The sequence below is a fragment of the Streptomyces sp. H27-H5 genome, assembly GCF_026627505.1.
Lineage (GTDB): Bacteria > Actinomycetota > Actinomycetes > Streptomycetales > Streptomycetaceae > Streptomyces.
In genome coordinates this window covers 103,934-123,992 of the sequence record NZ_JAPNLK010000005.1, presented here as the reverse complement: position 1 = coordinate 123,992, position 20,059 = coordinate 103,934, and the positions used below count along the sequence as shown (strand labels likewise).

The following is a 20,059-nucleotide window of genomic DNA, read 5'->3' as shown; positions in this document are numbered from 1 at the left end:
GGTGCTCACTTCGACATCTGCTGCTGGGCCTTGGTGAGCTTCGCCTTGACCGACTCGGTGGTCACCGGGTTGCCCGCGGCGGCCTCGGCGAACAGCTCCTTCACGGCGGTGCCGACGGCGGTCTCGAACTGGGACTCCTCCGGGACCTGGGGCAGCGGGGCGGCGCTCGTGCCGAGGGTGTTGCGCAGCACGGTCAGGTCGTCGGTGGCGAACGCGCCGTCGGTCTGGGCGGCCTTGACCGGCGGGATGGATCCGTAGGTCTTGTTGAGGATCTTCTGCTCCTCGTCGCCGGTCATGAACTTCACGAACTTCAGCGCCCCGTCGATGTTGTCGGTGTTCTTGAAGACGGCCATGTTGATGCCGGCGACCATGGAGTTGGTGTTCTTCCCGGCGCCGGGCGCGCCGCCCGCCGGGACGGGGACGGGGGCCACGCCCCAGTCGCCCTCCTTCATCCCGTTGGCCTTGAAGCTGGTGGCGGCGCTCTGCCACAGGACCATCGCCGTCTTGCCGTTGGCGAAGTCCTGGAGGGACTGGTTCTTGTCGTACTCGGCGTTGCCGGGCGCGATGATCTTGTCCTTGGCCATCAGGTCGACGTACTGCTTGACGGCGTCGACGTTGCCGGGGCTGTCGAAGGTGGGCTTGCCGGCGCCGTCGAAGAACTCCGCGCCGTGCTGCTTGGAGAACACGAAGGCCTGGTGGATGTTGTTCGACAGGTTCGAGCCCTCGGCCCCGAGCGCCCACTTGCCGTCCTTGGACAGCTTCCGGCCGATCGTGACCATCTCGTCCCAGGTGGCCGGGGGCTTCTCGACGCCGGCGTCCTGGAACATCTTCCTGTTGTAGTAGAGCGCGTACGACATCGAGTACAGGGGGACGGCCGCCGGGTCCTTGCCGGTCGCGCCGGCGGAGCCGATGGCCGAGGCGACGAAGCGGTCCTTGCCGCCGATGGCGTCGAAGTTCTTGGCGTCCCAGGGCAACAGGGCACCGGTGGCCTGGAGGGAGGAGGACCAGGTGTTGCCTATGTTGAGCACGTCCGGTCCCTGGCCGGAGGCGGTGGCCGCGAGGATCCGGTTGAGGAGGTCGGACCAGGGGACCACCTCCAGCTTGACCTTGATGCCGGTCTGCTGCTCGAACTTCTTCAGCTCCGGGCCGAGGGTCGCCTGGTCCGCCGCGATGTCGGGGCCCTGGTTGGAGGCCCAGTAGGTGAGCTCCTTCGGGGCGGTGTTGCTGCCGCCCCCGCTGTCCGCGGAGCCGCCGCCGCAGGCGGTGGCGGCGGCGAGGAGGGAGGCGGTGACGGCGACGGCTGTGGCGGCTCTGGTTCTGCGCATGGCGGATCTGGCCCTTTCGGGAGGGTCGGGAGGAGGCCTGCGAGTGGCGAACGGCGAATGACACGTGGTGCGGGGGCGGGGCGCCGTACGGCATCGTCCGTGCCGTGCGGCGCCTCGTGGTGGTGCGCTCGGCGCCTTGTGGGCACCCGTTCCGTCCAGGCCTTAATTTAGGACGTGAGTTAAGCCCCGTGAAAGGGTCGCGTCAAGGGGTCGCGCGGGGGTATGTTGCGCTGGATGTCACTGCGGAAGGGACCGGATGACCACAGGGCGTAGCGGACGAACAGTGCGGGACCTGCGGCGCGGCAACCGCAGCGTGGTGCTCCGGCAGCTGTACTTCGGCGGCCCCATGAGCCGTCAGGAACTGGGCCCGGCCACGGGACTGAGCTCCGGATCCGTCAGCAACGTCGTCGGCGAGCTGGTCGCCGACGGCCTGCTGGAGGAGGCCGGGATCGTCGACTCGGACGGTGGCCGCCCCCGGACCCTCCTCAGGGTCGCGCCGGGCAGCGCCCACATGATCGGCGTCGACGTCGGCGAAACCCGCGTCCGCGTCGAGCTGTTCGACCTCACGCTCACCGAACTCGCGCGCACGGAACTCCCGTTGCAGCCGCGCGGCTGCTACGACGTCGGCCCGATCGTGGACCACGTCCGCACAGGGATCGCCACGGTGCTCGCCGAGGCCGGCATCGGGACGGACCGACTGCTGGGCGTCGGCGTGGGCGTGCCGGGGATAGTGGACCGGGACGCCCCGGGCGGGACGGTGGTGCACGGTCAGACCATCGGCTGGGACGCCGTGCCGCTGGAGGCGTTGCTGCGCGCGACCAAGGCCCTGCCGGAGGAGGTCCCGTACATCATCGACAACGGCGCCCGGACCCTCGGCCAGGCGGAGATGTGGTTCGGGGCGGGACGCGGAGCCCGCGAGGCCGTGGTGGTCCTCTTCGGCTCGGGCGTCGGCGCGAGCCTGATCACCGATGGCGCGGGCACCGCACTGGAGTGGGGACACCTGACGGTCTCGGTGCGCGGGCGGCGCTGCCGGTGCGGGGCCCGGGGCTGTCTGGAGGCCTACACGGGCGCCGAGTCGGTGCTGGCCCGGTGGGCGGAGCGGGACGGGGGCGCCGGGGAGGCGATGGACGCGGTGGACGAGGAGGAGGCGCTGTCCGCCCTGCTGGCAGCGGCCCTCGCGGGGGACGCGGTGGCCGTGGACGTCCTGGAGGAGACGGCCGAGTACCTGGGCGCGGGCCTCTCGGACGTCATCAACCTCTTCCGCCCGGAACGCATCCTGATCGGCGGCTGGGCGGGCCTGCTGCTGGGCCCGCACATCCTCCCGTCGGTACGGGAGCACGCGACGCGGTACTCCCTGCGGCACCCCGCGGACCGGGTCACCATCGACCTGGGGTCCCTCGGCCCGGACGCGGTGACGGTGGGCGCCGCGACGCTGCCGCTGTCCGCGTTCTTCACGGCGGGCGGCCGGCGCAGGCTCCCGGAACCGCCGGCCGAGCAGCCGGGCTGGCAGACGGCCCTGGAGGTCCGGGGCGGTTCGGCGGGCCGCCCGGGGTGAGCGGTCCCCGATCGCGGGGCCGGCCGGTGCGAGGGTGACCCGCGATCGGCCGGCGGCACGGGCGGCGGGAGCGCACGGCGCGGGCGGGGCCGATCGGTCCCGAGGACGGCTCGGCTCGGGCGGCCGGTACCCAGGGCGGCCGGTCCTGCGGGGCTCGGCGCGGCCCGGCGGTGCGGGCGGCGTCAGGCCGAGTCGCGGATCACCAGTTCGCCGTCGAACAGGACGACTTCCGGCTCCGTGCGGTCCGGGGCCCGGTCCAGCAGCAGCCGGACCATCTCGGCCGCCATGTCCTCCACCGGCTGCCGCACCGTCGTCAGTCTCGGCCGGGACGCCGTCGCCGCGCTGGAGTCGTCGAAGCCGATCACCGCCACGTCCTGCGGGATGCGCCGCCCGTGCTCGCGCAGCACCAGACAGGCACCCAGCGCCATCAGGTCGTTGGCCGCGAACACCCCGTCCAGATACGGCTGTTCGGCCAGCAGCATGCGCATGGCGTGCTCGCCGCCCTCCACGGTGAAGTCGGCCTCCACGACCCGGACACCGCCGGCGGCCGCGCCGACCGCTCCCCCGCCCCCGCCCAACGCGTCCCGGAACCCGGCCACCCGCTCCCGGCTCGCCGCCACGTCCGCGGGCCCGCCGATCGCGGCGAGCCGGCCGCGGCCCCGCGCCAGCAGGTGCCGGGCGGCCAGCGCACCGCCCTCGCCGTGACGCAGGTCCACGCTGTCCAGCGGCAGGCCGGCCGTCGCGGGGCGCGCGAAGAGCACCGCCGGCATGCCCGCTTCCGCGAGCATCGCGGGCAGCGGGTCGTCTCCGTGCGTCGTGACGAGCAGCGCACCGTCCGCGCCGCCCCGACTCAGGTGGGCGAGCACCTCGGCCCGGTCCTGCGCCGAGTCGGCGAACAGCAGCACAGGGTGCACGCCGCGCGGGCGCAGCGCCCGTACGACGCCGCCGACCACCCGCCCGAAGAAGGGGTCCTGGAACACCTCCGAGGTTTCCGTGCCGGCGCCCGAGACCACCAGCGCCACCGCCCCCGAGCGGCGCGTCACCAGGGACCTCGCGGCCCGGTTCGGCACGTACCCGGTCGCGGCGACCGCTCGCCGCACCGCCTCGGCGATGGCCGGGTCCACGTTCCGGACGCCGTTGACCACCCGGGACACCGTCGCCCGTGACACTCCGGCCACGCGGGCCACGTCCTCCAGGGTCGGGGCCGTGCCCGTACCCGTTCCGCTGCTCCCCCCACTGTTCATGGCCGCACTGTAGCGGCCGCCCGTCAGACGTCGAGGGTCGCCCGCAGGGGCAGGTCCCCGGCGCTGCGGCCGGCGAGCAGCGTGAACCGCCCCGGCTCGGTTACCCAACCCCGAGGCTCCGGTGACCAGTACTGGAGGGCGCGCTCGGGCACGCGTACGTACGCCGTCACCCGCTCCCCCGGTCCGGCCTCCACGGCGGCCCATCCGGCGAGCCAGCGCACCGGCCGCTCCACCGTCGACTCGGGCCGTGACACGTACAGTTGGACCACTTCACGACCGCGCCGGGTGCCGGTGTTGCGCAGGACGACGGGAATCTCGTGGCCGCCGGGGGCGGATTCGGGGCGGCCCACCTCCTCGTACGCCCAGGTGGTGTATCCCTGTCCGTGGCCGAACCAGTACGCGGGCTCGGTGCCCGATCGCAGCCAGGCCCGATGCCCGATGTGCAGGCCCTCCTCATACGGGAGGACGCCCTCGACGGGGCGCGTCTCGCGGACCGGGGCCTCGGCCAGTGTGGCCGGCCAGGTGGTGGGGAGCCGGCCGCCCGGCTCGACCCGGCCGAGGAGCACGTCGGCCAGGGCGTGCCCGCCTTCCTGTCCGGGGAACCAGGTGAGGAGCACGGCGCCGGGGTCCTTGCGCCAGGGAAGCTCGACGGGCGCGCCGCAGTTCACCACGACGACCGTACGGGTGTTGGCGCGAACGATCTTGTGTACGAACTCCTGCTGTGTGGCGTCCAATTGGAGGGTGGTGCGGTCCAGTCCCTCGGACTCGTCGCCCTCCGTGGTGCCGATGACCACGACGGCGACATCGGCGGCCCGGGCGGCCGCCACGGCGTCGGCGCGGGCGCGTCGGGGGTCGGGCTCGGGCCCTGCCGCGGTCAGCACGGTGGCCCGGCCGGTGCCGGGGGCCAGGGTGCGGCGGGCCACGATCCGGGCGGGACGGCCGGCCGTGAGGTGGACGCGGGCGGTGTGCTGGGGCGGTCGCACGTGGACGACGGCCGGGTCGTCGGTCTCGGCCTGGAACTCCCCGTCGAGCAAGGGGGTTCCGTCGGCGGTGACGCTGAGGTGCCCGAACCCGCCGATCCCCAGGGTCCACGGCCCGGTCATGTCGGGGTGCAGGTCCGCGGCCAGCTCGACGGTGTGCGCGCCGGGCGGCAGTGTCGGCTCCAGGATCCTGCCGGAAGGTTGGAGCGAGTGGTGCAGTACGGCTCCGTCGGCGTCGAGCACGCGCAGCCGCACCCCGGGAGCCCCGCTCTCCGGGTCCCGGGCGTGCCGGGGCCCCAGCGGGGCGGGCCCGGCGCCGGCGGCGGGTCTCGGGCCCGGCGCGTACACCACCCGGACCCGTTCGGGCAGGGCCGCCCGCAACCCGTCCAGCGGGGTGACCACCCTGTCCGGGAACACCTCGGAACTGCCGCCGCCCTGCACCCGTGGTTCGTCGGCGTGCGTCCCGATCACGGCGACGCTCCCCAACGCCGCGACGTCCAGGGGCAGTACCCCCCGGTTCTCCAGCAACACGAACCCGGCGGCGGCCGCCTCCCGCACCACCGCCCGCACCCGGTCCGCCGGCCACGACGGGCCCAGCCGACCCGAGGCGGCCGGCGGGTCCGACGGGTCCGGTCGGTCGAGGGCTCCGACCCTGGACGCGAGGCGCACCAGGCGACGCACCTTGTCCTCGACCGCTTCCGGCGGGACCCGGCCCTCGTCCATCGCCTCGACCAGCGCCTCGCCCCAGGGCCCGCCGGGGCCCGGCATCACCAGGTCCTGTGCGGCCCGCGCCGCCTCGACGTTCGCGCGGACCGCGCCCCAGTCCGAGACGACCACACCGTCGAACCCCCACTCCCCCTTCAGCGGGTCCGCGAGCAGCGGACTCTCGCTCATGGTGGTCCCGTTGACGCTGTTGTAGGCCGACATCACCAGCCAGACGCCGGCGCGCACGGCCGCCTCGAAGGGCGCGAGGTACAGCTCGCGCAGCACCCGCTCGTCGACGCGGACGTCGACGGTCAGCCGCTGCGTCTCGGAGTCGTTGGCCACGTAGTGCTTCGCGGTGGCGGCGACACCGCGGGACTGGATGCCCCGCACGAGAGCCGCCCCCGTGCGGCCGGCCAGCGAGGGATCCTCGGCGAAGCATTCGAAGTGGCGTCCGGCGAGCGGGCTGCGGTGCAGGTTGAGGTGGGGCGCGAGGAGGACGTGCACCCCCTTGCGGCGCGCCTCGTCCCCGAGCAGTTCCCCGAGCAGCCTGACCCGGTCCTCGTCCCAGAGCGCGCCGAGGGCGCCGGCGCAGGGGAGCAGGGCCGCGGTGGAGCGCTCGTCCCAACCGGGTCCACGCACTCCGGCCGGTCCGTCGGAGAACACCAACTCACCCATCCCAATGGCGCGTTCGGCGGGGGTGCGCCAGGTGTCGGCACCCGTCAGCAGGCGCACCCGCCGGTGCGGGTCGAGCTTGTCGACGAGCCGTTCCACGTCGTCGCCGTCTCCGTCGCCCATGGCGTCCCTTTCGTTCCGACTGCCGAACGAGGCTCGGGGAGAGCGCTCTCCCACATGATCCGGGCGCCCCTGACCGGCTGTCAACGGCCAGCGCCGCGCGCTCACTCGTACTCGGTGCCTCCCTTGCGGGTCAGGTACGCCGGGCTGACGGCCTTCGCGATGGCCCGCCCCCCGACGACCGGGCTGTACCGTTCGGCCGCCGGACGGATGACGACGCCCTCGCGCAGGTGGACGGCCCGGCCGGACACGCTCTCCCGGCCGGTGGCCACCTCCAGGACGGTGTCGAGGTCGTACGGTCCCTCGTACAGCCGTGGAACCAGCGGGAGTTCGTCCGTGATCAGGTCCGCCGGATCCAGCCAGCGCACCTGTCCGTCGATCTCGGCGGACAGGTCGAAGACCGCGTACCCGGGCGGCCCGTCGGCCGTGCGCGCGTCCGTCCCGTAGGCCAGGTCCTGTACGCCCGAGCCGTACACCTCGCCGAAGACGCCGATCCTGCTCGCGCCGAGCCGCTCGGCCAGCCGCGCCGCTGCCTGCGGGACCCGGTGGCCGCGGACGGCCCGCCAGTACAGGTTGCGCTCGTCCTCCTTCAGCGCGAGTCCCTTCGCACCGAAGCCCTTGGAGGAGACCAGGACGCGCCCCTCTCCCGCGACGTACGTCAACAGGCAGGCCGTGCCGTGGAGTTTCTCGGTCAGGACGACGGGTTCGCCGAGCTCGAAGATCCGCGGGTAGCGCTGGAGGTTCTCGATGTCCACCCAGGGCAGCAGGTCGGGGGCGGATTCCACGTCGCCGCTCATCGTCGTCGGAATGGGAGGGGCCCACTTGGTGATCCCGAGGACCTCCGCGAAGTCGGCGTCCTCCTTCGACGCCACCTCCAGATCCACCCCGGCGAGCGCGGCGGGCCGGCACACCAGGCCCTGCGACAGTTCGCCCCGCAGCCGCACGGCCTTGACCCGGTTCGCCGCGCCGCCGGCCAGCCGTCCGGTGAGGCCCAACTCCGCGATCAACACGTCGGGCAGGACGGCCTGTTCGGGGATGTACACGGCGAAGTCCCCGGTGCGGTAGGCGCCCTTCGCGACGACGGCCCGGTAGAGGCCGACCTGCGCCAACTCCAGGGCGTCGGCGTTCGGATGCTCGTGGACGGTCAGTTGCTCGGCGGTCACGCGCAGAGTGGACATGGCTGCCTCCTCGGGATGCGGGTCGGTGGTCGTGGATGTCGCCGGGCGGGACGGCGTCGGCCCGGCGACATCCACGGCCACTCTCCGCCGCGCCATTTACGCTGGTCCAGCGGTTATCGCGGTGTTAGCCTGCCGCGCCGGCGAGGATCCGTCGTCACCGATCGTTCGTGGGTCGAGGGCGCGGCCCGCGCACCACGCCACACCGGAGGCTCGCATGTCACTTCGTCCGGTCACCGTCGTGACGGGAGGCAGCAGGGGCATCGGAGCGGCCACCTGTGTACGGCTCGCCGCCGCCGGCCACGACATCGCTCTCGGCTACGCCCGGGACGACGCGGCCGCCGAGTCCACCGCGGAGCGCGTACGGGCGACCGGGGCACGCTGTGTGACCGTACGCGGTGACACCTCGACCGAGTGCGCCGTGGAGCGGCTCTTCGACATCGCCGGGGCGGAACTCGGCGTCGTCACCGGCCTCGTCAACAACGCCGGGGTGACCGGACCGCTGGGCCGGCTCGCCGACGCCCGGACCGAGGACCTGCGGCGCGTCGTCGAGGTGAACCTCCTCGGCTACCTGCTCTGTTGCCGCAGGGCCGCCCGGGACATGGCGGAGACCGGAGGGGCGATCGTGAACGTGTCCTCGGCGGCGGCCACCCTCGGCAGTCCCGGGGACTACGTCCACTACGCGGCGACGAAGGCCGCCACCGACGCCCTCACCCTGGGCCTGGCCAAGGAGCTGGGGGCGGACGGGATCCGGGTCAACGCCGTGGCCCCCGGCATCATCGAGACGGACATGCACGCGGCGATGGGCGACCCCGACCGCCCGGCCCGGGCAGCGGCCGGGATCCCCCTCGGCCGGGCCGGACTGCCCGACGAGGTGGCCGGGGCGATCGCCTGGCTGCTGTCCCCCGAGGCCTCGTACACGACGGGAGCCGTCCTGCGGGTGTCCGGCGGGCGCTGAGCCCCGCGCCGGCCCGCCCGTCCAGCCCGTCCAGCCCGTGGGAATGGCGGGCTCGTGGGGCGGTCGGGCCTGTGGGGCGGTCGGGCTGTCCGGCCCGCCCGGGTCGCTCAGTCGAAGGCCGCCCGGGTGGCGGGGCCGTAGATGCCCCGGGGGTCCCCCGTGATGCTCCGGTCGCTCTGGAGTTGGGCGACACCGCGCCGGGTCTGTTCGTCGTACACCCCGGTCGTGGAGACGTACGTGAACCCCTGGCCGTGGAGCCGCTCCTGCAACGCACGGACCTCCGACCCGCGATCGCCCGGCTTCAGGGTTCCGGAGGTGCCGTTTCCTGGTGACGCGGTCGGCGGCCGTCTCGGCGACGCGGGGGCGGTGGTTGCCGCCCCCCGCCCGGGCGGGATGGAGGGCGCGCCGGCTCCCCTTCCGGTCGCACCCGACGCCGAGGCGGAGGCGGACGGCACGGCGGGGCTGACGGGTGCGGGCGGCTGGGAGCCGTCCTCGTCGGGCCCAACGTCCGGGCTGCGGGCCGGGAGCACCGGTACGGACAGCCCGGAAGGCGGTGCGACCCTCGGCGCCGAGATCCCGTCGACCGCCGGCCCTCCGACGAGGGCGCCGGCCGCGATCGCGAAGTTGAACGTGGCCACCATCAGGGAGGAAGCCGCCTCGGCCGCTTCGGGCGCCGCCTTGATCATCCAGGTTTGCAGGCTGACGGAGACCCCTCCGTACGCCGACCCCCACACCAGCAGCAGCGCGGTCCCCGCCACCGCTCCCGGCAGGACGGCGATCAGCGCCGGCACCGCGGCGAGAGTGGTGCTGACCACGAGGATCGTGCGGTGGGCGTCACGGGCCCCGGCGGAGAGGAAGGCGGACACGGCGGCGGCGCGGGGTTCCGGGGGTCGCGCCTCCCCCGTCGCGGGCCCATCCTGCGACCGGGTCGGGTGTTCCGGGCCGCCCCGGGACGAATCGATTCGGCAACGGGAGCGTCCACCCGCCGACGCGAACCGCCCGCCGACGCCCCGTCACCCGGACGCGTGAGCAGTGGAATCCGGCCCGTCCGGGGTACGGCATGGTGGACACATGCAGTTACGCCGGGCCGCCCTGCCCCTCTCCCTCCTCGCGCTCCTCGCGACCGCCGGCTGTGTCTCCGTGGGCCCGGAGTCCTCTCCCCCGGGCCCGGGCCGGGGCTCCGTACCGCCCGTCGGCGCCCCGGACGCCGCGGCCGACCGGGAGGCGTCCGACACCCCGCCGACGCTGCCGCTCTCCCGCGCCCTGCCCCTGGGCCCGCTGCCGGCCCGTACCGACGAACCGGCACGGGCCACGGACGCGGACACGGCCTCGGGCAGGGCGCCGGCGCGCGCGGCCCGACCGACCGCCGCGCCCGCGCGGCCCGCCGCGCCCCGGCGCGTACGGCCGCCCCAGGCCGCCTCGCCGCACCTCCCGCGTCGGTCCGCGCCCCGGGCTCCGCGCGGCGACGAGTTGTGCGCGGCCGCGGAGGGCGCCGTGCCGCCGTCCATCGTGGACCTCTGCGTGCGTCAGTACGGCCGCTGACCGGCCCCGATTCCCCTTCCCGCCCGCACGGCGTCGGGTCCCCGCCCAGCCGTGCTTGACTCTCCCCCCGTGTCAGGGCCTGCACTGGGAGACATCGTGTTCACCATCGGAGACTTCGCCAAACACGGCCGGGTGTCGGTCCGCATGTTGCGTCACTACGACGCGCTCGGGCTGCTGCGCCCCGCGCGTGTCGATCCCTCGACCGGCTACCGCTTCTACGAGGCCGAGCAACTCGCCCGCCTCAACCGTGTCATCGCGCTCAAGGATCTCGGCTTCAGCCTGGAACAGGTCGGGGCGATCCTGAACGAGCGGTTGGGCGCGGACGAGCTGCGCGGCATGCTGCGGTTGCGGCAGGCGGAACTGGAGGGCGCCATGGCCGCGGCCGCGGCCCGGCTGCACCAGGTCGAGACGAGGCTCCGGACCATCGAGAGCGAGGGAACCATGCCCACCGACGAGATCGTCGTGAAGAGCCTTCCGCCCGTCCGGCTCGCCGAACTGACCGGCGTCGCGGCGAGCTACGCCCCGCAGGACATCGGCCCGGTCATCGGCCCGCTGTACGACGACCTGTGCCACCGGATCGGGACGGCCGGGGTGGTCCCGACCGGACCCGGTCTCGCCTACTACGAGGCCGCGCCGGACGGCGGACCCGGATCGGTTCTGGTGCACGCGGGGCTCCCGGTCCCGGCCGCCGTGCGCGCCGAGGATCTCGGGGGCGCCGTACGGATCGTCGAACTGCCCGGCGTGGAGCGCGCGGCGACGCTGGTGCACCGGGGCGCCATGGACGACGTGCTGCCGGCCGCGCAGGCGTTGGCACGCTGGATCGACGCGCACGGCCACCGCTCGGCCGGGTATGCCCGCGAGCTGAACCTGGACTGCCCCGAGGACCGCGCGCAGTGGGTCACGGAACTCCAGGAGCCGTTGGCCGACTGACTCCTGGCGGGCCGCCCTCTGGCGGGCTGACCCTTGGCGCGCCGACCTCTGGCCGGCTGACCCCTGGCCGGCCGGTCGTGGGCGGCATACGCTCCGCTGGTGCAGCGCGTACTCGTCGTCGGCATCAGCGGAACCGGCAAGTCCACCCTGGCCCGGGCGTTGGGTCGGCGGCTCGGGCTGCCGTATCACGAGGTGGACGCGCTCCATTTCGGCGGTCCGGGGTGGGCGGTCAGCGAGACGTACGTCGCCGACATGCAGCGGATCGCCGCGACCGGGCTGTGGGTGCTCGACTCCTCCGGCCCGGCGGCGGTCCGGGACCTGCTCTGGGCGCGGGCCGACACGGTGGTCTGGCTGGACCACCGGCGTCCGGTGGTCATGCGGAGGGTGCTGCTGCGGTCGTTGCGCCGGAGCCTGTCGCGGGAACGGTTGTTCAACGGCAACCGGGAGGCCTGGCGGGAGTGGTTGCGGTCCGACCATCCCGCGTGGTGGGCCTGGTCCCGGTACGCCGACCGGCGGGCCGAGATCGGCGGCCTGGCCGCCGACCCCCGCTTCGCCCCGCTGCGCGTGGTCCGCCTGCGCACGCCCGCGGAAGCGGACACCTGGCTCCGGACACGGCGGGCCGGCTGAGGGTCGCCGCGATCGTCGGTCAGGGCCGGGCCGTGCGGTCGGGCAGGTGTCGTCCGCAGGCCTGGGCGCAGCGGCGGGCCGTGTGGGCCGTGCCGTGGCGGGCGGAGCGCAGGCGGGTGATCGCCTCGTGCCGGCGGCGGCTCCACTCGGCGCGGGGCAGGCCCGCGCGCCGGCCGCCGCCCGCGATCAGGGCGTTGACCGGGGTGTAGGGGTCCACGGCCATGGCCTTGGCGAGCAGCACGCCGACCACGAGGGGTACGAGCGCCACGGCCAGCGCCGACCCGGCGGTGGTCACGTGCCGCATGCGCGGGTGGTGTGCGCTCTGCGCGGCCTCTGAAGTCATGTCCCCATTCGACCAGCGGGAGCGCGCCGGGGAATCGGGGCGGATACTCAGGCCGTTGGGCACGAGGTACTCAGACAGGGTGGTGTGCGGTGACGGAAGGACCGGGCGGGCAGGGCTTCGAGCCCGCGACCGGCGACGAGATCCGGGCGGAGTCGGCGGCCGGCGGGCCCGGGGAGTCGGGCGCCGACTCCGCCCGGGCCGCCGAGTTGCGCACGGCGTACGAGGGGATGTTGCAGATCCGCCGGCTGGTGAACGGTTCGGGCGTCGCGTCGGTTCCCGCGCCTTGGGAGGTGCGCCGCATGCCGCGCGCGGTGGCCCTGGCCCTGGAGGCGGCGGGTATCGCGGCGTCGGCGGTGGACGAGCGGGGTCGTCGGATCCGCACGGGGTACCGGGTGGCGGCCGGGGCCGAGGCGGGGCGGGTGGAGGTCACCTGGCTCGGCCCGGCCGGAGGCGGGGCGGCGGAGGAGGAGCAGGAGCGGCTGACGGCGTGCGCGGCGGTGCTGGAGGCGCTCGGATGGGTGTGCCTGCTGTACCGGGGGCCTCGCCGGCGCCGCTTCCTGGAGGTGGAACCCCCGCGCCGGACCTGACGGAACGGATCGGGTCCGGACGGATACGGGCGGGCCGGAACAGAACGGGCCGGGCCTGACGGGGGCTGCGGGCCACGGGGTCGGCGGGCCGGCGCGGTTCATCCGTACAGGTCCGCCAGCGCGGCGGCCGTCTCGGCGAGGGCCCGGCGCAGTTCGGGCGGACCGAGGACCTCGACCTCCGCCCCGAGGCCCAGCAGGTCGCCGACCGCGACGGCGGTCGTCTCGACGGTCAGGTCCACCCGGGTCCAGCCGTCCGCGTCGGCGTCCTCCTCCGCGGCCTCGGCGGCGGCGAGGGCCCGCGTTCCGGCCGCCCCGAACCGCATGGGCAGCAGGGTCCGGCCGCGGGGTGAGAGGCGCAGCCGGGCGGTCTGCGGGTTCAGTGCGGCCCGGAGGCGGTCGGAGGTTTCGGCCCAGTGGGCGGCGAGCACGAAGTCGTCGGGCCGCTCGAAGGTGTCCGCGAGGACGTCCACGGCGAGGAACCGGCCCACGCGGTAGGTCCGCGGGGCTTCGCCGGACCGTGCTTCGCCGGACCGTGCGACGAGGTACCAGATGCCTCCCTTGAGGACGAGGCCGAGCGGGTGCAGTTCGCGCCGGACCGGCCCGGACGGTCGGCGGTAGTGGGCGTCCAGGACGTTCTGGTCCCACACGGCGCGGGCGATCCGCCCGAGGTGCGGGACGGGGTCCACTTCGCGGAACCAGGCCGGGGCGTCGAGGTGGAAACGGGCCCGGATCCGCTCGGCGCGGGCGGCGAGTTCGGCGGGCAGCGCGGCCCGGAGTTTGAGCTGTGCGGCGGCCAGGTCGGCGCCGAGGCCCAGTTCCTCGGCGGGTCCCGGGGCGCCGGCGAGGAAGAGCGAGCCGGCCTGGGCGTCGGTGAGTCCGGTCAACCGGGTGCGGTAGCCGTCCATCAGCCGGTATCCCCCGGCGGGCCCCCGGTCGGCGTGCACGGGCACTCCGGAGGCGCCGAGGGCCTCGACGTCCCGGTAGACGGTGCGGACCGAGACCTCCAGTTCCGCGGCGAGTTCGGGCGCGGTCATCCGGCCGCGGTTCTGGAGCAGGAGCAGCAGCGAGAGGAGACGGTCGGCGCGCATGGCGCCATTGTCGCGGCATACCTGACAGAGGGTGTCAGGTATGCCGTCGATGCTGCTCACACGTCGGGCGGAGGTCCTGCCCGACCGCAGAGAGTCGGGAGCCCCGCATGCCCACGTCCACGACCGGCACCTTCACCTTCGCCGACTGGAAGGAACTTCCGGTCGGCCCGGCCGACGCGACGCCGCGCCTGGCCCACGCCACCGTCACCAACGCCTTCTCCGGGGGTGTCGAGGCCGCCGCGACGACCTGCGACTACACGGTGGCGTACGCGTCGCCGACCACGGGCGGCTTCGCCGGCATGGAGGTGGTGGCGGGCCGGGTGGACGGGCGCGCGGGCACGTTCGTGCTGGAGGAGCGCGGCACCTTCGACGCCGACGGCACCACGCGTTGCACGTTCTCGGTGGTCCCGGGCAGCGCCACGGGAGAGTTGGCGGGCCTCTCGGGTTCGGGTTCCTTCACCGCCCGTCACGGCGAGCCGTCCGTCGCGTACGCGTTCACGTACGACCTGGGCCAGTGACGGCCGGGGGCGGTCCGGGCGGTCGCGGGGCGGCACGCGAAGGGGCGCGGACCCGTCGGTCCGCGCCCCCACCGGTCCCGCTATCGGATCACGGTGCGCCGAAGGTCAGCGTCAGGCGCGGTGTCCCCTCGTTGGCGGCGGCCTCCGAGGACCACAGCCACAACGCGTCCGTGCCCGCGCTCGTCAGGGCCAGACCGTGGGAACCGCCCAGCGCGCCCGCGACGGTGGCCGTGTCCAACCCGGTGCTGTGCACCGCCGAGCCGTCCGGGATGCCCGGGAAGCTGCCGAGCGCCGGGGTGCCGAGGGCGGGGCGGTTGGTGTAGGTGGTCCCGCCCTCGGTCCACGCGCCGGTGATCGGGACCACCGAGACCGTGTCGGTGGTGCCGGCTCCGCTCATCGTGCTGGTCTTGACCGCGAGCGTGGCCGACTTGAGCACCGTGCCCGCGGGCGCGGCGGGCAGGTTGAAGCGCAGGTAGCTCGCGTACAGGGCGGTGCCGCGTACGGCGAGGGAGCCCGAGGTGCCGTAATTGGTGCCCGGGGCGCCCGCGTTGGCGTAGGTGTCCTCGGCCGCCGTGACCTCGACGACGGAGTCGGCGGGCGCGGAGGCGAGGGTGTGGTGGTTCTGCACCTGCGCGGCGCTGAGCACGGTCGGGTAGACGGCGCTCTCGTCGAGTTGACCGGCCCAGAAGTCGCTCGTCGGGCGGTCCGGCCATCCGTTCAGGTTGTCCGCGCCGACGTGCCAGAAGCCGGTGTAGTTCTCGTGGGTGGTGACGTTGAGGGTTCCCCTCTGGACGCCGTCCACGTACAAGGCCATGCCGCCGGGGCCCTGGGTGCCGACGACGTGGTGCCACTGGTTGTCGTTGTAGCTGCCCGGGGTCGTGATGGTGCGGGTGGCCCCGGTGTAGACGCCGTACACGAGCCGGCCGTCATTGGTCATGTAGATGTGCTTGTCGTACTGACTGCTGTTGCGGTCCTGATTGTTCCCGAACCCGAGGAGCTTGCCGCCGCGGGTGGTGTTCGTCTTGAACCAGGTCTCGATCGAGTAGCTGCCGCCGATGCTCTGCCGCTTGTCGCCGTACACCTGTTGGTTGGTGCCGTTGAATCCGATGGCCGTGCTCGCGCCGGTGACCGCGCCGGGCGTCTGGCGCAGGGCCGGGCCGTTCAGGTGAATGCCGCTCTGGTTCCCCCCGTCGGAGGAGTCCGCGACGAACGGCGCGGCCGATTCGTCGTAGCGCCAGTACTGCTGGGCGCCGTCGGTGCGGACGGCGTTCGGGTACGCGTCGACGGACGTCGGCACCGTCACGGTCGAGGTCCCCGACAGGGCGCTGGTGTTGCCGGCGGCGTCCGTCGCCGTCACCCGGTAGGTGTACGACTGGCCGGGCGAGGCCGTGGTGTCCGTCCAGGAGGCCTGCGGGCGCCTGAAGAACAGCGAGTCCGCGGTGACCGTGCCGATCGCAACGGCCGCCCCGTTGCGGTAGATCTTGTAGGTCAGGGCGCTGTCGTCGAGGTCGAGGCTGGTGCGCCAGCGCACCTGGACCTCGCCCGGCTTGAAACTGACGGCGCTCGCGACCGGGACGGTGGGCGCCCCGGTGTCCCCGGTGGAGGAGAACCGCGTCAGGCTCTGCTGCGCGGCCCCGTTGACGGTGGTGAACTCACCGCCGACCCACAGGTACTGGGCGCCGCCCTTCGAGCCGATCGTCATCACCCGCGGGCCGATGCCCTCGCCGATGCCGTCGTTGGTGTCGGGGGCCCATCCGAGCTTGCCCACGCTCGCCGTCGGCTGGGCGAGGAGGTGGTGGCGCTGGCCGTCGGGGAACTCCCCGACGCTGGAGCAGTCGTGCGCGTGCGAGGCGCTGTACAGGACGCTCTGGTAGGGCAGTACGGCCTGGGTGGCGCCGAGGCAGGTGTCGCGCCACCGCTGGTTCAGGTCGCTCAGGTCGAGGGCGATGCGGCCGTCGAAGACGCCGCCGCCCGTGCCCTCGTTGGCGGTGTAGAAGCCGGTGGCGTCGGTGGCGATGTCCTTGACGACCGAATTGTTCTCGATGAAGCCCGGGTAGGACCTGGTGAGCGCGCCGCTCGTGGCGTCGACGACCGCGAGGGCGTGGCTGTTCGTGCCGTTGACGGTGAAGAAGTCGCCACCGAGGAGGACGTTCTCCCCGTCGGGGGTCACCTCGACGGCGCGGCCCGGATCGTCCGCGTCGGCGGTGAAGGGACGCAGTGCGCCGTCGGCCGTGGCCACGGCGGCGAACCGTTGGCGCGGCTGTCCCGCGACGGTGAGGAAGTCGCCGCCTGCGTAGACGGTGTCGCCGGTGACGGCGAGGGCGCGCACGGTGGCGGCGAAGGCCGGACGGAAGGAGGTCTTCACCGTGCAGGTGGCCACGTCGATGGCGGCGACGCTGGAGACCGGTGTGCCGTTGACGGCGCCGAAGTAGCCGCCCGCGTACAGGGTCTTCTTGTCCGGGGAGAGGGTGAGCGCGCGGACGGTCGCGGTGCCGCCGCCGACGGTGAAGTCCAGCTCGCAGGAGGTCGGGGCGCCGGTCGCGGCGTCGAGCGCCACGAAGTTCACCGCCGACTGCTCGCTGCCGCCGCCGCCCGAGGGGGGACGTACGGTCGAGAAGGTGCCGCCGACGAAGACCTGACCGCCGGTTTCGGCGAGGGCCCAGACGACGCCGTTGGGCTGCCAGGTCGACAGCGCGTCGGCGGTGAAGGCCACGGGCGGGGTGACGGCCGCGGCCTGCGGGGCGAGGCCGAGGCCGATGGCCGTGCCGGTGCCGGCCAGGGACAGGGCGAGAGCGATCGCCGTCCCTCTGGATCTACGCATGAACCCCCCAGTTCGATGTGCGGTGTGCGGTGTGGCCGAAAACAGCCTTTGAGCCGTCCTCGGTCGCGGGTATGGGCGCACCCTAGGGCGATTCACCGGGCCGGTCATCACACTTGACTTATTTGATGCAGATTGACCCGGGGAGCCCGCGATCGGCGGCCGGCCGGATGCGACGACCCGGCGGAGTCCGGCGCGGGGGCCGCCGAGCGGCTGTGCGACCGTTCCCGCAGGTCGCCGGGGTGTCTTCGGCGGGCTCACGCTCTGCTCCGGCACACCTGCGGGCCGGGACGCGCGCCCGGCTCGGAGCCGAGCGCGTGTAGCACCATGGGCGCATGAACAGACGTACGAGCAAACGCCTTTCCCGGCAGCTGGTCGAGGCCGCCGGACACGGCTCGACGGCCCGGGTGGAGGCGCTGATCGGCGCGGGGGCCGATCCCGACGGCAGGGACGCGGACGGCACCACCGCCCTGTACGTCGCCTCGGTCCAGGGGAACCCGGACAGCGTCCGGGCGCTGCTCGATCACGGCGCGGACCCGAACGCGCACAGCGGTGGCCCCACGGACGGCACGCCCCTGTGCGCGGCGGCGTGCTGGGGGCATGTGGAGACGGTGCGCGCGCTGCTGGCGGGTGGCGCCGATCCGGGGCTGCGCGAGGACGACGGAGAGGGGCTCTCCCCACTGGAGTGGGCGGTGCGCGAGGAGCACGAGGACGTCGCCCGTCTGCTGCGGGAGGCGTTGCCGACGACGGTGGACGGCAGGTGATCGACGCGCGCGATCGGTCGCCGGAGCGCCGGGACGGATCCGCGGCCGGGGCGGGCGAGCCCCGGCCGCGCTGGACCTATCCGGGCAGGGGGCGGCAGAGCAGGGCCGCCGGGCCCTGGCGGGCGGCGGCGCGGGTGGTGAAGGCGATGCCCGCCGCGTACTCGGTCGACTGGCACTGGCCCTTGAGGTGACCGTGGGCGTAGTCGCCACCCGGGTCGCCCGGAGGCCGGGCGTCGCCCCGGTCGAACCAGACCGTACGGCCGGTACCGGCCGGGAGGGCCGTACGGGCGGGCGCGCACAGGCCGGCCGAGACCCGGGCCCCGCGCAGCGCGTACCCGATGAGGAACTGCCCGCTCGGGCACTGGAACTTCGTGTACCCGGAGGCCCAGTCACCGCCCGGCGGGACGTGCCGTTCGTCCCGGACGACGGTGTGGCCGCCCGCCGCGGCGCGCAGGTCGGACGTGGCGCACAGGCCCCGGCCCCCGGTGTGGCTCAGGCCGGCGAGCCGGGAGCCGTCCGGGCACACCGCCTTGCGGGCCCCGCCGTCCCAGTCGCCGGCGGCCCGGGTGAGCAGCGAGGCGTTGTGGTCCCGGTGGTCGGTGGTGAGTTGGTACCAGGCGGGGGTGACGGGAACCGGTCCCGTGCGCCCGGGGGCGCCGAGGAGCGCGGACCAGGGCCCGGTGCGCCAGTCGCCCGCGTCGAGCGCTCCGCTGCGGCGGCCCGTGTGGTCGTAGCGGAGCACCGCCCAGCTGTCGCCGCCCGGGGCGCCCTGGGCCGTGGTGCTCCAGCCGACCAACGGCCAGTACGCGAAGTCGGCGTCGGTGGCGGTCAGGTGGGAGGTGAGGTTCTCGAACCAGGCGCGCGGTGCGGCGCCGTTCTCGTCGGCGCCGATGCCGAACTCGCTGATCCAGACGGGGGCGGTGAAGTGCTTTCCCGTTTCGGCGGAGACGAAGAACGCCTGGTCGTACAGGGTCCGTTCCAGCTCGGCGCGGGTCATGTCCTGGTAGCGGGGGTCGTGGGTCTCGCCCATTCCGGTGGCGCCGCTGTGGTGGGGGCCGGTGTATCCGTAGAAGTGGGCCGAGTAGACCAGCTTCCCGGACACGGCGAGGGTGTGCGAGAGCGTGCGGACGGGGGTGAGGGTCGGGCGGCCGTGCGCGAGGCCGTCGAGGGGGATGCCGGTCCAGTTGATGCCCTCGATGACGATGAGCAGGTTCGGGTTCGCCTCGGTGAGGATGCGGTCGGCGGCCTCCTGGGCGGCGGCGTGCCAGTCGTGGCCGTCCCCCAGGCCCCAGTTGGGGTCGTCGAGGATGTCGCGGCGCACCTCGTTGTAGAGGTCGGCGCCCACCACGCGCGGGTTGTCGCGGTAGCGGCGGGTGATGAACACCCAGTCGTCCGCCCACTGGCCTGTGGAGCGGCCGCTGTTCCAGCGCTCGTTGCCGTCGAGACCGCAGCACCACCGCGTGGTGCCGGTGTGGTTGTTGAGGATGACGGCGAAGCCGGCGTCGGTGAGCGCGGACACCACGGCGTCGTACACCTGGAGCGGGGTACGGCCGCGCAGGGCCGGATTGGCGGCGACGGCCGCGTCCGGGACGGGGGTGCTCGCGCGGAGCATCTCGTTGGAGAAGGGGAGCCGGATGCTGTTGAGGCCGAGGGCCCGGAAATCGGCGATGAGGGTGGGCAGGGGCACCCGGTCGAGCCCGAGCGGTATGCCGTGGGAGTCCTGGCCGCTGTGGTGGGTGGCGGGATCGCCGCGGTCGCCGGAGCCGGTCCAGGAGCCCTGGGCCCCGTCCCAGTTCCCGGAGCGCAGGCGGAAGCGGTTGCCTTCGGCGTCGACGATGTACCGGCCCCGGGTGGAGAGCGGCGCGGTCCACGCACCGGCCTCCGCCGCCGCGCCGGCCGCCGGTACGGGCGCGGGTCGGGCGGCGTGCGCCGGCGGTGCGGCGACCGCGAGCAGGAGGAGTCCGGGAAGCAGGTGACGGGCCACCCGTAAAAGGCTGTTCATGTCGCTCCCGCCGGATCGGCCGGGCGGTTGACGCGGTCAAGTTACCCGTGGGTCGGGACGGGGGGAAGCCGTTCGGCGGGAGTGATCGCGGCTCTCGGGCGGGCGG

Annotated in this window: 17 protein-coding genes; 8 read left to right on the top strand and 9 right to left on the bottom strand. The window is 74.2% G+C overall.

The window, feature by feature from the left end; genetic code table 11:
* Nucleotides 1–5: 5 nt before the first annotated feature.
* Nucleotides 6–1,325 carry an ABC transporter substrate-binding protein gene (locus tag OTB19_RS03720; RefSeq protein WP_267796464.1) on the bottom strand — a complete coding sequence of 440 codons (1,320 nt, stop codon included), beginning with the start codon at nt 1,323–1,325 and terminating at the stop codon, nt 6–8.
* A gap of 256 nt (nt 1,326–1,581) precedes the next feature.
* On the opposite strand from OTB19_RS03720, the gene OTB19_RS03715 reads away from it, so the two are divergent.
* Nucleotides 1,582–2,880, top strand: coding sequence for an ROK family transcriptional regulator (locus OTB19_RS03715; RefSeq protein WP_267796463.1), 1,299 nt, complete (start codon nt 1,582–1,584; stop codon nt 2,878–2,880).
* Nucleotides 2,881–3,062: 182 nt separating this feature from the next.
* Here OTB19_RS03715 and OTB19_RS03710 read toward each other — a convergent pair whose 3' ends face one another.
* The 3 genes from OTB19_RS03710 to OTB19_RS03700 all read right to left on the bottom strand — a co-directional run bounded on the left by OTB19_RS03710 (nt 3,063) and on the right by OTB19_RS03700 (nt 7,779).
* On the bottom strand, nt 3,063–4,124 hold the full coding sequence (locus OTB19_RS03710) for a LacI family DNA-binding transcriptional regulator (RefSeq protein ID WP_267796462.1): 1,062 nt from the start codon (nt 4,122–4,124) through the stop codon (nt 3,063–3,065).
* Between the two features lie 23 nt (nt 4,125–4,147).
* Nucleotides 4,148–6,604 carry a glycoside hydrolase family 3 C-terminal domain-containing protein gene (locus OTB19_RS03705; protein ID WP_267796461.1) on the bottom strand — a complete coding sequence of 819 codons (2,457 nt, stop codon included), beginning with the start codon at nt 6,602–6,604 and terminating at the stop codon, nt 4,148–4,150.
* A 101-nt stretch (nt 6,605–6,705) separates the two neighbouring features.
* A complete protein-coding gene (locus OTB19_RS03700) occupies nt 6,706–7,779 on the bottom strand; it encodes an RNA ligase (ATP) (RefSeq protein WP_267796460.1) in 1,074 nt (357 codons plus the stop codon).
* Nucleotides 7,780–7,993: 214 nt separating this feature from the next.
* On the opposite strand from OTB19_RS03700, the gene OTB19_RS03695 reads away from it, so the two are divergent.
* Complete coding sequence (locus OTB19_RS03695; RefSeq protein WP_267796459.1) at nt 7,994–8,734, top strand: SDR family oxidoreductase; 741 nt, start codon at nt 7,994–7,996, stop codon at nt 8,732–8,734.
* 107 nt (nt 8,735–8,841) lie between these two features.
* On the opposite strand, the gene OTB19_RS03690 is transcribed toward OTB19_RS03695, so the two are convergent.
* The gene (locus OTB19_RS03690) at nt 8,842–9,600 is read right to left on the bottom strand and encodes a peptidoglycan-binding protein (RefSeq protein ID WP_267796458.1); all 759 of its coding nucleotides are present in this window, start codon (nt 9,598–9,600) and stop codon (nt 8,842–8,844) included.
* 205 nt (nt 9,601–9,805) lie between these two features.
* On the opposite strand from OTB19_RS03690, the gene OTB19_RS03685 reads away from it, so the two are divergent.
* The 3 genes from OTB19_RS03685 to OTB19_RS03675 all read left to right on the top strand — a co-directional run bounded on the left by OTB19_RS03685 (nt 9,806) and on the right by OTB19_RS03675 (nt 11,833).
* The gene (locus OTB19_RS03685) at nt 9,806–10,276 is read left to right on the top strand and encodes a hypothetical protein (protein WP_267796457.1); all 471 of its coding nucleotides are present in this window, start codon (nt 9,806–9,808) and stop codon (nt 10,274–10,276) included.
* Between the two features lie 96 nt (nt 10,277–10,372).
* Nucleotides 10,373–11,206: a MerR family transcriptional regulator gene (locus tag OTB19_RS03680; protein WP_267796456.1), complete on the top strand. Its 834-nt coding sequence runs from the start codon at nt 10,373–10,375 to the stop codon at nt 11,204–11,206.
* Nucleotides 11,207–11,305: 99 nt separating this feature from the next.
* Complete coding sequence (locus OTB19_RS03675) at nt 11,306–11,833, top strand: AAA family ATPase (protein ID WP_267796455.1); 528 nt, start codon at nt 11,306–11,308, stop codon at nt 11,831–11,833.
* A 19-nt stretch (nt 11,834–11,852) separates the two neighbouring features.
* Here OTB19_RS03675 and OTB19_RS03670 read toward each other — a convergent pair whose 3' ends face one another.
* Nucleotides 11,853–12,176 carry a hypothetical protein gene (locus OTB19_RS03670; protein WP_267796454.1) on the bottom strand — a complete coding sequence of 108 codons (324 nt, stop codon included), beginning with the start codon at nt 12,174–12,176 and terminating at the stop codon, nt 11,853–11,855.
* A gap of 89 nt (nt 12,177–12,265) precedes the next feature.
* On the opposite strand from OTB19_RS03670, the gene OTB19_RS03665 reads away from it, so the two are divergent.
* The gene (locus OTB19_RS03665) at nt 12,266–12,763 is read left to right on the top strand and encodes a hypothetical protein (RefSeq protein WP_420716784.1); all 498 of its coding nucleotides are present in this window, start codon (nt 12,266–12,268) and stop codon (nt 12,761–12,763) included.
* Nucleotides 12,764–12,861: 98 nt separating this feature from the next.
* Here the strand turns inward: OTB19_RS03665 and OTB19_RS03660 are convergent, their stop codons facing one another.
* A complete protein-coding gene (locus tag OTB19_RS03660) occupies nt 12,862–13,851 on the bottom strand; it encodes a helix-turn-helix transcriptional regulator (RefSeq protein ID WP_267796453.1) in 990 nt (329 codons plus the stop codon).
* Nucleotides 13,852–13,958: 107 nt separating this feature from the next.
* On the opposite strand from OTB19_RS03660, the gene OTB19_RS03655 reads away from it, so the two are divergent.
* Nucleotides 13,959–14,369, top strand: coding sequence for a DUF3224 domain-containing protein (locus tag OTB19_RS03655; RefSeq protein ID WP_267796452.1), 411 nt, complete (start codon nt 13,959–13,961; stop codon nt 14,367–14,369).
* A gap of 88 nt (nt 14,370–14,457) precedes the next feature.
* Here the strand turns inward: OTB19_RS03655 and OTB19_RS03650 are convergent, their stop codons facing one another.
* Nucleotides 14,458–17,190, bottom strand: coding sequence for a DNRLRE domain-containing protein (locus OTB19_RS03650; RefSeq protein ID WP_267796450.1), 2,733 nt, complete (start codon nt 17,188–17,190; stop codon nt 14,458–14,460).
* 332 nt (nt 17,191–17,522) lie between these two features.
* Here OTB19_RS03650 and OTB19_RS03645 point away from each other — a divergent pair, with 332 nt between their 5' ends.
* A complete protein-coding gene (locus OTB19_RS03645; protein WP_267796448.1) occupies nt 17,523–17,951 on the top strand; it encodes an ankyrin repeat domain-containing protein in 429 nt (142 codons plus the stop codon).
* A 76-nt stretch (nt 17,952–18,027) separates the two neighbouring features.
* Here the strand turns inward: OTB19_RS03645 and OTB19_RS03640 are convergent, their stop codons facing one another.
* Entirely contained in the window at nt 18,028–19,953 is a 1,926-nt protein-coding gene (locus OTB19_RS03640; protein WP_267796446.1) for a glycoside hydrolase family 5 protein, read from the bottom strand.
* Between the last annotated feature and the right edge of the window lie 106 nt (nt 19,954–20,059).

Excerpts from the sequence above, each read along its gene's own strand:
- OTB19_RS03705 (WP_267796461.1), bottom strand. The coding sequence starts at position 6,604 with ATGGGCGACGGAGACGGCGACGACGTGGAACGGCTCGTCGACAAGCTC.
- OTB19_RS03700 (WP_267796460.1), bottom strand. The coding sequence starts at position 7,779 with ATGTCCACTCTGCGCGTGACCGCCGAGCAACTGACCGTCCACGAGCAT.
- OTB19_RS03695 (WP_267796459.1), top strand. The coding sequence starts at position 7,994 with ATGTCACTTCGTCCGGTCACCGTCGTGACGGGAGGCAGCAGGGGCATC.
- OTB19_RS03650 (WP_267796450.1), bottom strand. The coding sequence starts at position 17,190 with ATGCGTAGATCCAGAGGGACGGCGATCGCTCTCGCCCTGTCCCTGGCC.
- OTB19_RS03710 (WP_267796462.1), bottom strand. The coding sequence starts at position 4,124 with ATGAACAGTGGGGGGAGCAGCGGAACGGGTACGGGCACGGCCCCGACC.
- OTB19_RS03715 (WP_267796463.1), top strand. The coding sequence starts at position 1,582 with ATGACCACAGGGCGTAGCGGACGAACAGTGCGGGACCTGCGGCGCGGC.
- OTB19_RS03645 (WP_267796448.1), top strand. The coding sequence starts at position 17,523 with ATGAACAGACGTACGAGCAAACGCCTTTCCCGGCAGCTGGTCGAGGCC.
- OTB19_RS03685 (WP_267796457.1), top strand. The coding sequence starts at position 9,806 with ATGCAGTTACGCCGGGCCGCCCTGCCCCTCTCCCTCCTCGCGCTCCTC.
- OTB19_RS03720 (WP_267796464.1), bottom strand. The coding sequence starts at position 1,325 with ATGCGCAGAACCAGAGCCGCCACAGCCGTCGCCGTCACCGCCTCCCTC.
- OTB19_RS03640 (WP_267796446.1), bottom strand. The coding sequence starts at position 19,953 with ATGAACAGCCTTTTACGGGTGGCCCGTCACCTGCTTCCCGGACTCCTC.
- OTB19_RS03660 (WP_267796453.1), bottom strand. The coding sequence starts at position 13,851 with ATGCGCGCCGACCGTCTCCTCTCGCTGCTGCTCCTGCTCCAGAACCGC.
- OTB19_RS03670 (WP_267796454.1), bottom strand. The coding sequence starts at position 12,176 with ATGACTTCAGAGGCCGCGCAGAGCGCACACCACCCGCGCATGCGGCAC.
- OTB19_RS03655 (WP_267796452.1), top strand. The coding sequence starts at position 13,959 with ATGCCCACGTCCACGACCGGCACCTTCACCTTCGCCGACTGGAAGGAA.